This window comes from Micromonospora sp. B11E3 (assembly GCF_039871625.1).
Lineage (GTDB): Bacteria > Actinomycetota > Actinomycetes > Mycobacteriales > Micromonosporaceae > Micromonospora.
This window is the reverse complement of sequence record NZ_JBDPMC010000123.1, coordinates 1-13,511: the sequence shown is the minus strand read 5'-3', so window position 1 is coordinate 13,511 and position 13,511 is coordinate 1. Positions and strand designations below refer to the sequence as shown.

The window sequence follows — 13,511 nt, the reverse complement described above, 5'->3', positions numbered from 1 at the left end:
CCGCACAAACACGACTGGAGCAAGCCGACCAACGATCGGCGGCTCCCACACACCCGCCGACTCACCCCGACATCGAAATGATCAACCGGTGACCGCCGCCAACCGCGTCGGTGGATCAAGGCTGAGCTACATCGTGCCCATGGGGATCGGCGCGCTCGTGAGCACGGCGTTCGTCGACCCGTCGGCACCCTTCCCGCAGAGCTTGGTGACCGCGGCGCCCGGTTGGTATGCCATCCTGCTCATCCCGATGGCTCTCTTGAGCCCTCGTCCCGCATCGTGACCCACGATCGGCCGTGCGAGACAAGGCCCCCGTCGCCCCCCCCGCTTGACGTTTCGAAGTCACTCCAAGTGTCTTACTGCGCATTTGCCAGCTCACGGGCGATGTCGACCCGCGAGTGGGCCCCGAGCTTCGCCAGGATGTGGGAGACGTGGGTTTCCACGGTACGGCGGGACAGGAACAGTTGGGCGGCGATGTTCGGGTTGGACTGTCCCGCGGCGACGAGGTCTGCGATCTTCCGTTCCGTGGTGGTGAGGGCTTCCCAGCCGATGGTGGGCCGGCGGCGTGGTCCGCGGCGGCCACGGCGGATGCCGTACAGCCGTAGGCGAGCGTCGGCGCGCATGATGTCCCAGGCTGCGTCGAGCGACGTGTAGACCTCGATCGCCTGCGCGTACGCGGCCCGCGCCGCAAGCTGGTCGCCGCGATCGGCGTACAGCACGGCGGCGTCCTCCAGTGCCTGCGCGCGGAACAGGGGGTAGCCGATGCGGTGGAAGGTGTCGGCGGCGGTGAGAATCCCCGTGGGGTCGGCGGCCAGCAGGCCCGCGCAGTACCCGGCCGCGGCGGTGGTGGCGGGAGACGCCTGCCCCTGGGAGGCGGCGTTTGCCCAGGCCGCGGCGGTGGCGGCGGTGGTACGGTCGCCGCAGGCCAGCGCAAGCCGGACCACGTCGGCCAACCACATCGGCGTGTCCGGGGTCAGTTGTGGAAAGTCGCGCCTTCCCTCGGGATCGAACGCGGCCAGCAGGCGAGCCAGCGCCTCGCCGGGCCGGCCCTCGCGCTCGGCCGCCAACGCCCAGGCAACCAGCAGGAGGTCGGCGTACAGGCGCAAGCCGTTCCCGGGGCTCGTCAGCTCCTCGACGCCGACGAACTCCCGCTCGGCCGCCGGCAGGTCGTCGCGGTGAACCGCGATCAACGCCCGCACCCCGCGGCCGGCCAGCCGGTACGTCATGTCGATCGGCAGGTCGGCAGAAGCCTGCAGCTCCGCCAGCGCCTCGTCCCACCGCCCCCGGTAGAAGCTGTAGTCTGCGATCTTCGCCCGCAGATGCCCCAGCCGGGGCGGAGTGCCGGCACGTTCGGCGAACACCATGGCCTGGCCGAAGGCGTCGTCGGCCTCGGCGGGCCGGCCCAGGTTGTCCAGGCCACCCGCGCGGTTGATCATCAGCAGCAGCCGCAGGTCGGCGACCGGCGGTTCGTCCCCCAGCACCGCCAGCGCGCGATCGATGAGCGCCACCTGCGCCGCCACGTCCCGCCGCTGGTTGTGCTCGATGAGGGCCAGGGCGTGCAGGGCGTATCCGGCCGCCAGCCGGTCACCGGCCTGGTGCCCCTCGGCCTCGGCTCGTGCGGCGGCCTCCCGAGCCTCGTCGAAACGCCCGTCGCCGATGAGCGCAAGGGCGCGCAGGGCGCACAGCCGGGCGGCCCAGACCGCCGAAAGTCCCGGCCGCTCCAGCGTGTGCTCGGCGACCTCAACGGCCTGCTCGTACCGCCCCATGCGCATCAGCGCGTACACAAGGGTCCAGGCCACCCGAGCTGTCACCACGGGATCGCGGCTGAAGGCCAACACCGGATGGGCCAACTGCTCGACCTGCTTGTTGTCGCCAAGCTGCGACAGCGCGACCGTCAGGTCGGCATCCAGCCGTTCCCGGCGCGGATCGTCGTCGACCGCGCCGCGGACCCGGGTCAACAGGTCGACGGCCACCCGCGGCGCCCGGTAGGTCATCGCCGCGGCTTCCCGGGCCACCCAATCGATCATCCACTCGTCGGCCGTCACCGGGCCGGCGAGCAACTGCTCGGCCACCCGCTCCACCGGCGCCCCCGCGCCGGCCAGCGCCCGAGCGGCCTGCCGATGCAACGCCGCCCGCAGACTCGCCGGCATCGCCTCGTACAGCGCCTGCCGGATCAGCCCGTGCCGGAACACCAGCCGATCCCCCGACGCCGCCAACACCCCGCCCGCCACCGCCTCATCGACCACGACCATCAACTCGGTCGCCGCCTGACCGGAGACCACCCCCAGGTCATCGACCGTGAACGCGGAACCCAACACCGCCGCCAGCCCCAGCACCGACCGGGTCCGCTCCGGCAGGAACCCCAACCGCCGCCCGATCGCCTCCGGCAACGACCCCGGCCACTCCCCCGCATCCGTCAACTCCGCCACTCCCGCCACCACCGTGATCCGCGACTCCCGGACCAACGCCTCGACCGCCTCGCGGGCATAGAGCGGATTTCCCCCCGCCTGCCCCGTCAGCTCCGCCAACGCCCCGCGCGGCACCGCGCCCACCAGTTCGCCGACCACCTCGATCACCTGCGGTGCCGACAGAGCCCCCAACGGCAGCACCGTCGCCCCCCGCTCCACGAGGTCGCGCCGCGTTGCGGTCACCTCCGGTCGGCGTGGCACCGGCCGGCACGCCGCCACCAGCAACAACGGCGCCTGGGCGGCGGCCCGGCCCAACCGCGACCACACCGACAGGCTCGCCTCGTCCGCCCACTGCGCGTCGTCGAGCACCAGCACCACCGGCGACACCGAACACAACCGATCCACCAACACCAGGACCTGCTCGGCCAACAACGCCGCCACATCCCGCGGCGTCACCAGCTCCGACCTTCCCTCCCCCCGCAACAACCCCACCAACGGCGCCCGCAACGGGTCCACCGAATCCCGCCCCACCCGCAGCGCGTCCAGCAACACCTGCAACGGAAACGGCGGCAGCAACTCCGACGCGGCCCCCGCGTACACCGCACACCCCAACCGCGCCGCCTCATCCATCGCCGCAGAGAGCAGTGTCGACTTCCCGATCCCAGGTTCGCCGTCCACCCACACCATGCCGCCTCGGCCCTCGGCCACCCCCACAATCAGCTCTCGCAAGACCGCCAGCTCGACGTCCCGACCGACGATGGCCGAGGCAGGTGAACGCATGCCGACACGATAGGACGACCATCGGCGCAACGTTAGCCCCGCTGGTGGGAAGCGTGCCGGTTTCCGGTTTGGGCCCGCGGCGTGCGACGTACCACTACTTCGCGTTGTGACGGGACGAGGGCACCGGCCACGTGATCCATGACCTGTTGTGCTGCAAGTCGGCCGGCATGCAGCCGGACCTGCGGGGATGCTGCCGGCTTGGCTCGACGTGACCCGAGTGCCGTCGGGCTCTCGTCTCTCTCTGCGAGATCATCTGGCCGTCGGTGCGTCACCCGGTGGACCCGCGCGAGGTGAGCAGCGCGTGCAGCGCCGCGCCGAACGCCACGGGGTGTGTCCGGTACCCCTCGTGACCACCCGGCAGGTCGGCCAGGTGTTCGCCGAGCACGGCCGCGAGCCTGGCCGCGCAACGGCTGGGGAATGTGTCGGTCGTCCGGCCGGTGGCGGGCACGACCGTCGTGGCGCCCGCGCGCAGGGCCGCCCAGCCAGCGGCGCTGACCCGGTATTCCCATGTCGCGCGCGCCTCGCCGGTGAGGAAGGCGTTGATGTTCGCGACGGTCCGGCTGCTGGGCGGCTCCCACACCACCTCGTCCTCGTGGTCGCGTGGATCGTGGGAGGGGTCGCCGAAGCCGGCTCGCATGATTCTGAGCGCCGCCTGCCAGCCCGACTCCGCGTGCACCCGCCGAGCGTCGCGGTGCAACCTGTCGTACCTGACGCGCTCGGACGCGGTGGCGAGCGACCGCAGCGGGGGTTCGTGGGCGATGAGGACACTCACCCGCCGCGGCCGGCGCCACGCGAGTTCCAGGCCGATGACCGCGCCGGTGCTGCACCCGAACACGCTGGCGGGGGCCTCGCCGAAGATGTGGTCGGCCAGCGCGGCCGCGTCCTCGGCATGCCGTTCGAGTGACACCGGGCGCCCCGGGTCGTCCACCGCGGTGCGGGTCTGGCCCCGCCGGTCGTAGGTCAGAACGGTGTAGGTCTCGGCGAGCCGGGTGGCGAGCAGATCGGCGCAGTGCGCGTCACCGCCGCCGCTGGGCAGCAGCATGAGGGGCGGGCCGGCACCGCGCACGACGTAGTAGAAGTCCGCGCCGTCGCCCCGAAACGTCCCGATCCGGTCAGCGGCCACCGTCGTCCCCGCCGTGGCTCTGGAACTGCCCCGCCCGCGCGAGATCACCGTTGGTGAGGCCGTGCCGTCGGAAGTACATCCGTGGGTTGAAGTACACCGCGATCCGCGCGGGTCCGTGGGGGGAGCGCTGTGCGCTGAGGAACGAGTGCGCGTACATCTCCTTGTCCGCCTCGCCGCCCATGAAGAACCGCGCGCAGCGCTCGTAGGCGTCGCGGCTGCGCGCCGACACGTCGTAGGCGTCGAGGACCTCGCGGATCATCCACTGCGCCTCGGCGTCGGATCGGCAGCGCGGGGTCAGCCCGAACTGGTGCATCACCGATTCGATCGGACGCGTGCCGCCGGGTACGAGCGACACGTAGGTGCCGTACGACCAGAAGCGGCGGTGGTTGGAGCGCCATTCGAGCCGGGTCCGCGACGGTGTCCCCGGTGCCCACGCGGATCGCGCCCAGGCGCGGCCTGCGATCGCGGCCATCGTGGGGCCGTCTCCGAGGTCGGCACGTGGCCCCAACCGGTCCCACCGGGCGAGGCGTTCCGCGGTGAGGACACCGCGGTGCTGCACGTACAGCTTCGTCCTGGCCGACGGTCCTGTCGCGAGGTCGAGGCACAGGTAGGACACCGTGTCGTCGTCGTGCATCGCGCCGGCGATCACCTGCCACTGGCCGGGGAAGCCGAGCGCGGACAGTGCCGCGTCGACGCGCGCGGCCGTGTCGGCGGGGTTGGGGCCGCCGAGCCACAGGTGGATCTTGCCGCTCGGCGGTCGGCCGGGAACCCAGCCCATGGTGTGGAACGCCGCCATGGGCGGGCGGTCGGCCGGTCGGGGGGCCACGAGGTGCTCGATCCGCCGCACCCTGCTCAGGTCGAGGCCGTGGGTGGCGCTCAGGCGGGCGTTCAACCGGCGCGCGCTTTCCCAGTACGACACCGGGTTCGCGGGGTCGGCGTGTGCTTCGACCGAGGCTCGCAGACCGAGCGGCTCGTCGCCGAGCACGACGGAGAGTTCGAGCGGTGTGCTGTCCGCGGTGAGCGTCGACCACGCGGGAGGGGCGTCGAGCGGGCGATGTCGCCACGTTTCACCCATGAGCCGGACGTCCGCCGCCGCCTGGTCGGCGAGTTGGTCGAGGCCGGTCGCGTGGCACAGCCCTCGTACGGCGGCCTCCGCGTGCTCGCCGCAGGTCGCGGTCATGGCGTGAACCTTATCGGTAGGCTGGCGATCCCGTTCACCACGGCGGAAACGAGGTGGCGCGGAGGGCCGGCGAGAGCGAAGCGGACGCCGCTGTCGGCGAGCTCGTCGACGAGGGCGGCGAGCAGCGTGCGTGCCGCCGCCGCGCCGACGCAGAAGTGGGGACCGAGCCCGAACGCGAGGTGCGGGTTGGGCGCGCGGCGGGGATCGAACCGGTAGGGCGACGAGAACACGGACTCGTCCCGGTTCGCCGACGCGATCCAGGCCACCACCCAGTCGCCCGCGCGCAGCCGTACCCCGCCGAGTTCGACGTCCGCGGTGGCCCGACGCACCAACTGCTGTGCGGGGGTGGTCCAGCGTGCCGCTTCGTCGACCAGCCCGGGAATCACCGACCGGTCGTCGACGACCGCCCGCCACAGCTCGGGTGTGCGCGCGAGGTGCAGCAGCAGGTGTAGCGCGACGTTCACCGTGGCGGTGTTGCCGCCGACCAGCGCGCTGTGGACGTTCAGCATGATCCGGCGGCGGGTCAGCGCGGTGCCGTCGATGGAGGTCGCCGACAATGCGCCGATGAGCGTTTCCGGTCGGGACAGCGACGTGGCCAACGAGGCCCTGATCGACCCGAAGAGCCGTGAACTCGCGCGTAGGACGGTCTCGTCCTCGTCGCCGTCCTGATAGGACGGGTCGCTCGGCGCGATGGTGGCGAGGGCGGCCGCGACGGCGCTGTCCCAATGGTCCTCGGGTATCCCGAGCAGCGGACCGGCGGCGATCATCGGGAGTTGCCGCAGCGTGGCGGCCAGGTCGTGGACGCCTCCGGCGAGGATCGGGCGTAGCAACCGGCGCACGCGCACGCGGATCTCGGCCTCGTGCGCCCGGACGGCCGCGGGCCCCACCGCGCGGGCGGACGGCCGGCGCAGCGCCGTGTGCTGGGGCGGGTCCGTGAGCGCCAGAGCCTGGCCGCCGGCCGGGTCGGGCGCGCCGACACAGGTGAGCACGGCGCCCGATGTGGAGCTGAACACCGACGTGTCGCGCAGAATTGTGTGGCACTCCGCGTAGCGAAAAAACGACCAGCACTCCGTCCCGTTGGGGGCGACGTCCTTACGCACCGGCTCGGTCCGCCGCAGCGCACGCCACACCGCGTGTGCGCCGCCACTTGTGGAGCTAGCGGCGTCAAACGGATCAAAAATGGACATTGCTTGTGGCGTATGTGACCGGCCCAATTCAGCGTCCATGTCGCATCACCGCCCTGTGTCGACAATTACCGTGAGTACTGGCGTGCTTGACCCTTGCGCACGCCGGCAGAGGCATGGATCATGACAGCACCCCCGCGTCAGGGAAGGCAAGACAATGGACGAAATCGAACGGGTGATCCATGGCTTCGTCGCCGAGGTGCTGCTGGAGGGCGAGGACATCTCGTTCGACGAGCGTACCCCGCTGCTGGAGCATCGACTGATTGACTCGCTCAACGTCGAAGAACTCATCGCATTCGTCGAGAGTGAATATTCGATTACGTTGAGCGACTGGCCGCACTCGAAGTGGGAGACCATCGAGAGCATGGCTGGACTGGTCCGCACGCATTCCCTACGATCCCCGGAGGCCGCTGTGCCCAAAACAGACGTGACACCCGACGCTATCGCCACCGACTACGAAAAGTCAGTAGCTCGTTACTGGAACGAGAAACTGAACGACCCGATCAACCTTCTGCTCGGCGCCGAGGACGGGCTGGTTCACCACCACTACGGCCTCGGGGAGTACGACCCTGCCGTACTGTCCGGCAGCGGCGCCGACCGTGAAGCCGCCATCATCCGGGAACTGCACCGGCTGGAGTGCGCACAGATGGACGTCGTGCTCGACGCGTTCGGCGGCATGGGGCCGGACGAGCGGTTACTCGACGCCGGGTCGGGCAGAGGCGGTGGCTCGTTCAGCGCGCACCGCAGGTTCGGCTGCTGGGTCGACGGCATCACGCTGTCGCAGTACCAGGTCGACTTCGCCACCAAGCAGGCAGCTCGGCACGGCTGCACGGACAAGGTCGCCTTCCACCTGCAGAACATGACCCGAACACTGTTCCCGGACGGCCACTTCGACCGCGTCCTCACCAACGAGACCACGATGTACGTCGACCTGGCTGCCGCGTTCGGCGAGTTCGCCCGGCTGCTGCGTCCCGGCGGCCGCTACGTCTGCGTCACCTACTGCGTCAACGACGCGATCGCGCCGACGAGCGCGGACTGCGAGGCGGTGGACGCGCACTACGGCACCCGGATGCACAAGCGCAGCGAATACCTCGCCGCGTTGTCCGCCGCCGGGTTCTCGCCCAGTCAGGTCACCGTCCTCAACTCTGAGACGATCCCGTACTGGGAGCTGCGCAGCCACTCCGAGCACCGTACCGGCGTCGAGCAGGCGTTCCTCGACGGATACCGGTCCAACGTGCTGCAGTACGTGCTGATCGCGGCCGATCGTCTGCCGGCCTGACCATCGGACAGCGGGCACGCACACCCCGCCGAGGACACATGGACTTCGCACCGGACCCCGACCAACGTCTACTCGTGGACAGCATCCACGCACTCGGCGTCGCGCTCAACGCCCCGGACGAGCACGACCGTCGCGGCGGACCGTACTTCAGCCGGCAGAAGTGGCTCCAGTGCGGGGATTTCGGCCTGCTCGGGCTCAGCCTTCCCGAACGCTGGGGTGGGCTTGGGCTCGACTCGCTGAGCACGGCCCTCGCGATCGAGGCATTCGCCCGTGGGCACGAGGACATGGGGCTGGCGTTCTCAGCCTGCGCCCACCTGTTCGCGTGCGCGATGCCGATCGCGGCGCACGGCACCGACTCCGTACGGGACGAGGTGCTGCCGAAGCTCGGGTCGGGTGAGTGGATCGCGGCCAACGCGATAACCGAGGCCGAGGCGGGGTCCGATGTCTACGCCATGCGCGCCACGGCCGTACGCGACGGCGACCGGTACGTGCTCGACGGCGTGAAGAACTACGTGACCAACGCTCCGCTGGCCGACGTGTTCGTGGTGTACGCGAGCACCGATCCCCGCAGCGGCTACCTGGGCATCAGCGCGTTCGTCGTTCACCGCGACACACCAGGGGTGACGGTCGGCTCACCGCTGCCGAAGACCGGGCTCGCGTCCTCGCCACTCGCCCCGGTCTACCTCGACGGTGTGGCAGTACCGGTGGCGAACCGGCTCGGCGGCGAGGGCGATGGACGCGACATCTTCACCGGATCGATGGAATGGGAACGCACCTGCCTGTTCGCCGCTTACGTCGGTGCCATGGACCGCCAACTCGGCAGGACCGTCGCGTACACCAGCGAGCGCCGCCAGTTCCGCAAGTCGCTCGCCAGACACCAGGCCGTCGCACACCGACTCGCCGACATGAAACTACGTCTGGAGAGCGCGCGTCTGCTGCTGTACCGCGCCTGCTGGGCGCGCGACCAGGGGACGGCCCGTCCGCTCGACGTGTCGCTCGCGAAGCTGGGCGTCAGCGAGGCCGCCACCTTCAACGCGCTCGACGCCGTGCACCTGCACGGCGGTGCGGGCATCATGGAAGGGTCCGGCGTCGAGCAGGCGATCGCGGACGCGGTGCCCGCGTCGCTGTTCTCCGGCACCTCCGAGATCCACCGCGACGTCATCGCGGCGGAGCTACGCCGTGAGACTTGAGGAGCACGTCCTCCGCGCCGCCGCGGCGACACCCGACGCGGTGGCCGTGTGTGGTCCGGACGCCCGCCTGACCTATCGCGAGCTGAACGCTCGCGCGGACGAGCTCGCCGCCGGACTGCGCACGCTCGGTGTCGATGCCGGCGATCGCGTCGCCCTGTGGTTGCCGAAGTCCACGTTCGGCGTCGCGGTCACGCAGGCGGTACTGCGGCTGGGCGCGGCCTACGTCCCGTTGGACCCGCGCGCCCCCGCACCGCGGGCGGCGGCCCTGATCAGCGACTGCACACCCGCCGCCGTGGTGACGACGGACGGGAGGGCCACCGACCTCGCCGGGCAGACGGCGCTACCGCCCGCGCTGATCGGCCACGACGATCTCGCCCGGTGGGAGGTCAGGTCGGCGCCACGACCGCCACGGCCGTCGACACGTGACGCCGACCTCGCCTACGTGCTCTACACCTCGGGCTCGACCGGCACACCCAAAGGCGTGTGCGTGAGCCATTCCGCGGCGGCAGCGTTCGTCGACTGGGCAGCGGACGAAATCGGCGTCACCGGCGGCGACCGCCTCGCCAACCACGCGCCGTTGCAGTTCGACCTCTCGGTGTTCGACCTCTACGCGGCGTTCCGAGCGGGCGCTTCCGTACACCTGATCCCGGCGTCCACCCCGGCGCGGAACCTGGTGCGGTTCATCGACGACCATGCCATCACCATCTGGTACTCGGTACCGTCCGCGCTGACGATGATGATGGAATTCGGACATCTGCTCGACCAGACCCGCCTGCCCCTGCGCGCCGTCGTGTTCGCGGGCGAGACGTTCCCCATCGAGCACCTCAGAGCGCTACGCGAGCGCTGGCCATCGTTGGACCTCTACAACTTCTACGGCCCGACCGAGACCAACGTCTGCGCCTTCCACCGCGTCGGGGCGATCCCGGCCGACCGCACCGCTGCGGTGCCGATCGGCATCGCAGCCGCGGGCGACGAGATCTGGGCCGTCCGTCAGGACGGAACGATCGCTGAACCCGGCGAGGAAGGCGAACTGATGGTCGCCGGGCCGACGCTGATGACCGGCTACCTCAACGCCGAGCCGTTGCACGGCCCGTACGCCACCGGCGATGTCGTGCGCCGACTCCCCGACGGCGCGTTCGAGTACGTCGGCCGTCGCGACCACATGATGAAGATTCGGGGCTACCGGGTCGAACCGGCCGAGATCGAGGCGGCGCTGCACGCTCACCCGGATGTCGTCGAGGCCGCGGTCGTGGCCGTCGGATCCGGTCACCGGGCCCGCCTGCGCGCGTGGGTACGCACCCGCTCTGGGAACGCCCTGCCGCTGGGCGAGGTCAAACCGTTCCTCGCGCGGCGACTGGCCCCGCACCTCATACCCGACAGCGTCCGCACGGTCGACCGGCTGCCGCGGACGGCCAACGACAAGCTCGACCGCCGTGCGTTGGTTGAGGACCGCACGATTGCAGGGAGGGACGGATCGTGACTGCCGAGACCTACGACGTTTGCATCATCGGAGGTGGCCCCGCCGGTTCGACCGTCGCGTCGTACCTGGCGAAGGCCGGTCTGCGGTGCATTGTGTTGGAGGGCGACCGGTTTCCCCGCCCGCACGTGGGCGAGTCGCTGGTGCCGAGGGCGACGGTGGCCCTCCAGGAGATCGGCGTGCTGGACAAGATCGACCGAGCCGGATTCGCGCGGAAGTACGGCGCGGCGTGGACGGCCGCGGCGGACGACGCCCCGACGGCCGACGGCGTGGTGCGCTACCGCCGCCACTTCACCATCCCGCAGGTCGCCGTCCGGTTCGCCGAACGCCAACAAACCGGGGTATTTCACGAATACACCTATCACGTCGACCGAGCCCGATTCGACACGTTGCTGCTGGAACATGCCGCCGAACTGGGCGCCACCGTGCTCCAGGAGGCCCGGGTCGGCCGGGTGGACCTCGACGGCCCGATCAAGCGCGTGACCTTCCGACGGCATGGCGTGACTTCCGAGGTCCACGCGCCGATGGTGGTCGACGCGAGCGGCCGTGGCACCCTGCTCGGCCGTCAGCTCAAACTCAAGGTCGCCGATCCAGAGTTCAAGCAGTACGCCGTGCACTCCTGGTTCGAGGGCCTCGACCGGGAGGCGGCGAGCGGCACCACCGGCATCGGTGACTACACGATCATCCACTTCCTTCCCTTCGCCGGATCCTGGATGTGGCAGATCCCGATCTCGGACACCGTGACCAGCGTCGGCGTCGTCACGGAGAAGGCCCGCCTGCGCGAGGCGCGCGGTGACCTGGAGAAGTTCTTCGACGCGTGGGTGAGCACCCGTCCGCCGCTGGCACAGGCGCTGCGCGCCGCCCGCCGATTGCGCCCGTACACCGCGGAGGGCGACTACAGCTACTCGATGCGCGAACTGTCCGGCGACGGATGGGTGCTCGTCGGCGACGCCGCGCGGTTCGTGGACCCGATCTTCTCCAGCGGCGTCGGCATCGCGCTCAGCAGCGCGCGGCTCGCCGCGAGCAACATCATCGCCGCCGCGCCGCTCGGCTACGCCAAGTCCGCGTTCGCCGAGTTCGAGCGCAAGTCGCGCAACGCCACCCAGTGGTGGCGCAACTTCATCACTGTCTACTACCGGCTGAACGTGTTGTTCAGCTCCTACATTCGTAACCCTGAGTATCGGCTCGATCTGATCAGGCTCCTCCAAGGCGACTTCTTCGACGACGACGAGGAACCGCCAGTGCTCGGCAAGATGAGAGAGAAGTTGGCGTTGGTGGAGAGCAACCCGAACCATCCCTGGCACAGCGGCCTCCGGTCGTTGCAGCCGCAGTCATGGCGGGACGGTCCCGCGGAGCGCTGACCCGACACCGGTCCACGCGCACGACGTCGGCTCTCATCTCAACTTCACGTTCCACGCCACCACCGCCTGCACCGGGTCGGCCACCGTCGTGATGCCGGTGCCGCCGGTGAGCCCGACGTAGGCCTGCCCGGTGCCGACGATCAGGCGCAGGTCGACCGATGTCGTCAACAGCGGCTTGGCCGGACGGAAGCCGGACTTCCTGCTCACGTAGACCCTCAGCCTGTGCAACCTGGCGTCATAGTCGATCCACACGTTGGCGACGCCCCTGCCGTACAGGCTGAAGCCCGGGTCCTTCCACACGAGATGCTGGGTGATGTCACCGTTCCTGGTCACCGCGACGTGCTGGCGGCCGACGGGGTCGAACCTGTTGGCCCACGCGTCGAACTCGACCGCCAGGCTCGGCTGGATCCGCGGCCGGCCGGTATCCGGCCGGGCGCCGTACCCGAGCCCTTCGCCGCTGCTCCCGCGCGCAGTGCGGGACTGACCCTGGACCACGAACGCGATCCCGTCGCTGATCTTGGTGATCTCGAACGAGAACCCCGTGCTGAAGGAGCGGGACGGGTCGATCCTGGTGGTCGCCCACGCGCTGCCCGCCTTGTCCCGCCCGGATGCCAGCACCAGCCGCCCGCCCGCGACGGTCGCCGACCCATTGAGCCGCAGGTTGGCGGTGTCGGGGAAGCCCTTGAACGAGAACACGGGCACGACCTTGCTCATCGGCGTCTGAAACGTCGGTGGCTGGTTCTGCTCGACTCCCAGTGGTGGCGCCGGCACGGCCTTGGTCTGCTCGGGAGTCGCCGTGCACGACGAGGCCGCGTTCGCCAGCACCGGGACGAGGGATGCGTCGAGCGGGACCGCCTTCGGAATTTCGGCGGCGTTGCTCGCCGAGATCGCAGAGACACCGGCCGCGGCGGCCACCACGACTGCCGCCACCTTCACGACGTCGCGCCGCCAGACCTGCCATCGGGATGGCGGCCGGGTAATCCGGTCAGAAGGTGCGAACATCACATTCAGCTCCCGCCTTGTGAGCACATGCCCGTGTCGTCACCGAGCTACGCCCCCTGCACGGGTGGAAGCGGTTCGCAGTTCACGGCGCGCAAATCGGTCTTCAGCCGACAGGCCGGTGACGCCGGCGGCATCGCCAGCCGGAGCGCGCCCAAACCGCCTTGCTAATTCGGATTAGCGTCTTGACGCCGCCGAGACGGCGCGCGCAGACTCGTCAACCAACGAAGCCGTCCGCGACGAGCGTCCACACCGTACATGCCGCCCGGCGAGGTTGAGTGACACTCGGCCGACTCGCCAGGTCTGCCCCGCTCCCAATGCCCCTTCAGCCCGTCTCATGAACGGAGCGACCACGATGACGCGTACCCCTGAAGGCCCCATCACCCGACGCACCCTGCTACGCGGCGCGGCCGCCGCCGGCGTCGCCGCCACCGGCGCCGGCCTCGCCGCCGCACCCACGCCCGCGCTCGCCGCACCAGCCGGCTTCCCCAACTACCAATACGTCCGCGACGCCTTCACCGGACCACTGCGCT

The 13,511-nt window shown here is 70.4% G+C and carries 9 protein-coding genes; 4 read left to right on the top strand and 5 right to left on the bottom strand.

Translation table 11 applies throughout. The features are described 5' to 3' along the window. Positions 1 to 353: 353 nt before the first annotated feature. The 4 genes from ABGB16_RS31765 to ABGB16_RS31750 form a co-directional block, all read right to left on the bottom strand. On the bottom strand, positions 354 to 3,185 hold the full coding sequence (locus ABGB16_RS31765) for an AAA family ATPase (RefSeq protein WP_347671766.1): 2,832 nt from the start codon (positions 3,183 to 3,185) through the stop codon (positions 354 to 356). A 268-nt stretch (positions 3,186 to 3,453) separates the two neighbouring features. Beyond that, positions 3,454 to 4,308, bottom strand: a complete 855-nt coding sequence (locus ABGB16_RS31760) for an alpha/beta hydrolase (RefSeq protein WP_347671765.1) — start codon at positions 4,306 to 4,308, stop codon at positions 3,454 to 3,456. Beyond that, on the bottom strand, positions 4,298 to 5,488 hold the full coding sequence (locus ABGB16_RS31755; protein ID WP_347671764.1) for a hypothetical protein: 1,191 nt from the start codon (positions 5,486 to 5,488) through the stop codon (positions 4,298 to 4,300). Before ABGB16_RS31755 ends, ABGB16_RS31760 begins: the two co-directional genes overlap by 11 nt. Then, complete coding sequence (locus ABGB16_RS31750; RefSeq protein ID WP_347671763.1) at positions 5,485 to 6,588, bottom strand: cytochrome P450; 1,104 nt, start codon at positions 6,586 to 6,588, stop codon at positions 5,485 to 5,487. Before ABGB16_RS31750 ends, ABGB16_RS31755 begins: the two co-directional genes overlap by 4 nt. A 241-nt stretch (positions 6,589 to 6,829) precedes the next feature. Between ABGB16_RS31750 and ABGB16_RS31745 the strand changes: the two genes are divergently transcribed. Genes ABGB16_RS31745 through ABGB16_RS31730 form a run of 4 tightly spaced genes read left to right on the top strand, consistent with a single transcriptional unit; the run spans position 6,830 to position 11,979 of the window. Further along, positions 6,830 to 7,951: a methyltransferase domain-containing protein gene (locus ABGB16_RS31745; RefSeq protein ID WP_347671762.1), complete on the top strand. Its 1,122-nt coding sequence runs from the start codon at positions 6,830 to 6,832 to the stop codon at positions 7,949 to 7,951. A 38-nt stretch (positions 7,952 to 7,989) separates the two neighbouring features. Next, entirely contained in the window at positions 7,990 to 9,141 is a 1,152-nt protein-coding gene (locus ABGB16_RS31740; protein WP_347671761.1) for an acyl-CoA dehydrogenase family protein, read from the top strand. Beyond that, on the top strand, positions 9,131 to 10,621 hold the full coding sequence (locus tag ABGB16_RS31735) for an amino acid adenylation domain-containing protein (protein WP_347671760.1): 1,491 nt from the start codon (positions 9,131 to 9,133) through the stop codon (positions 10,619 to 10,621). Before ABGB16_RS31740 ends, ABGB16_RS31735 begins: the two co-directional genes overlap by 11 nt. Continuing rightward, positions 10,618 to 11,979, top strand: coding sequence for an NAD(P)/FAD-dependent oxidoreductase (locus tag ABGB16_RS31730; RefSeq protein WP_347671759.1), 1,362 nt, complete (start codon positions 10,618 to 10,620; stop codon positions 11,977 to 11,979). Before ABGB16_RS31735 ends, ABGB16_RS31730 begins: the two co-directional genes overlap by 4 nt. Before the next feature lie 33 nt (positions 11,980 to 12,012). On the opposite strand, the gene ABGB16_RS31725 is transcribed toward ABGB16_RS31730, so the two are convergent. Further along, on the bottom strand, positions 12,013 to 12,981 hold the full coding sequence (locus ABGB16_RS31725; RefSeq protein ID WP_347671758.1) for an L-type lectin-domain containing protein: 969 nt from the start codon (positions 12,979 to 12,981) through the stop codon (positions 12,013 to 12,015). Positions 12,982 to 13,511: the final 530 nt, after the last annotated feature.

Coding starts and splice junctions, on each gene's coding strand:
- ABGB16_RS31765 (WP_347671766.1), bottom strand. CDS start 3,185: ATGCGTTCACCTGCCTCGGCCATCGTCGGTCGGGACGTCGAGCTGGCG.
- ABGB16_RS31755 (WP_347671764.1), bottom strand. CDS start 5,488: ATGACCGCGACCTGCGGCGAGCACGCGGAGGCCGCCGTACGAGGGCTG.
- ABGB16_RS31745 (WP_347671762.1), top strand. CDS start 6,830: ATGGACGAAATCGAACGGGTGATCCATGGCTTCGTCGCCGAGGTGCTG.
- ABGB16_RS31740 (WP_347671761.1), top strand. CDS start 7,990: ATGGACTTCGCACCGGACCCCGACCAACGTCTACTCGTGGACAGCATC.
- ABGB16_RS31725 (WP_347671758.1), bottom strand. CDS start 12,981: ATGTTCGCACCTTCTGACCGGATTACCCGGCCGCCATCCCGATGGCAG.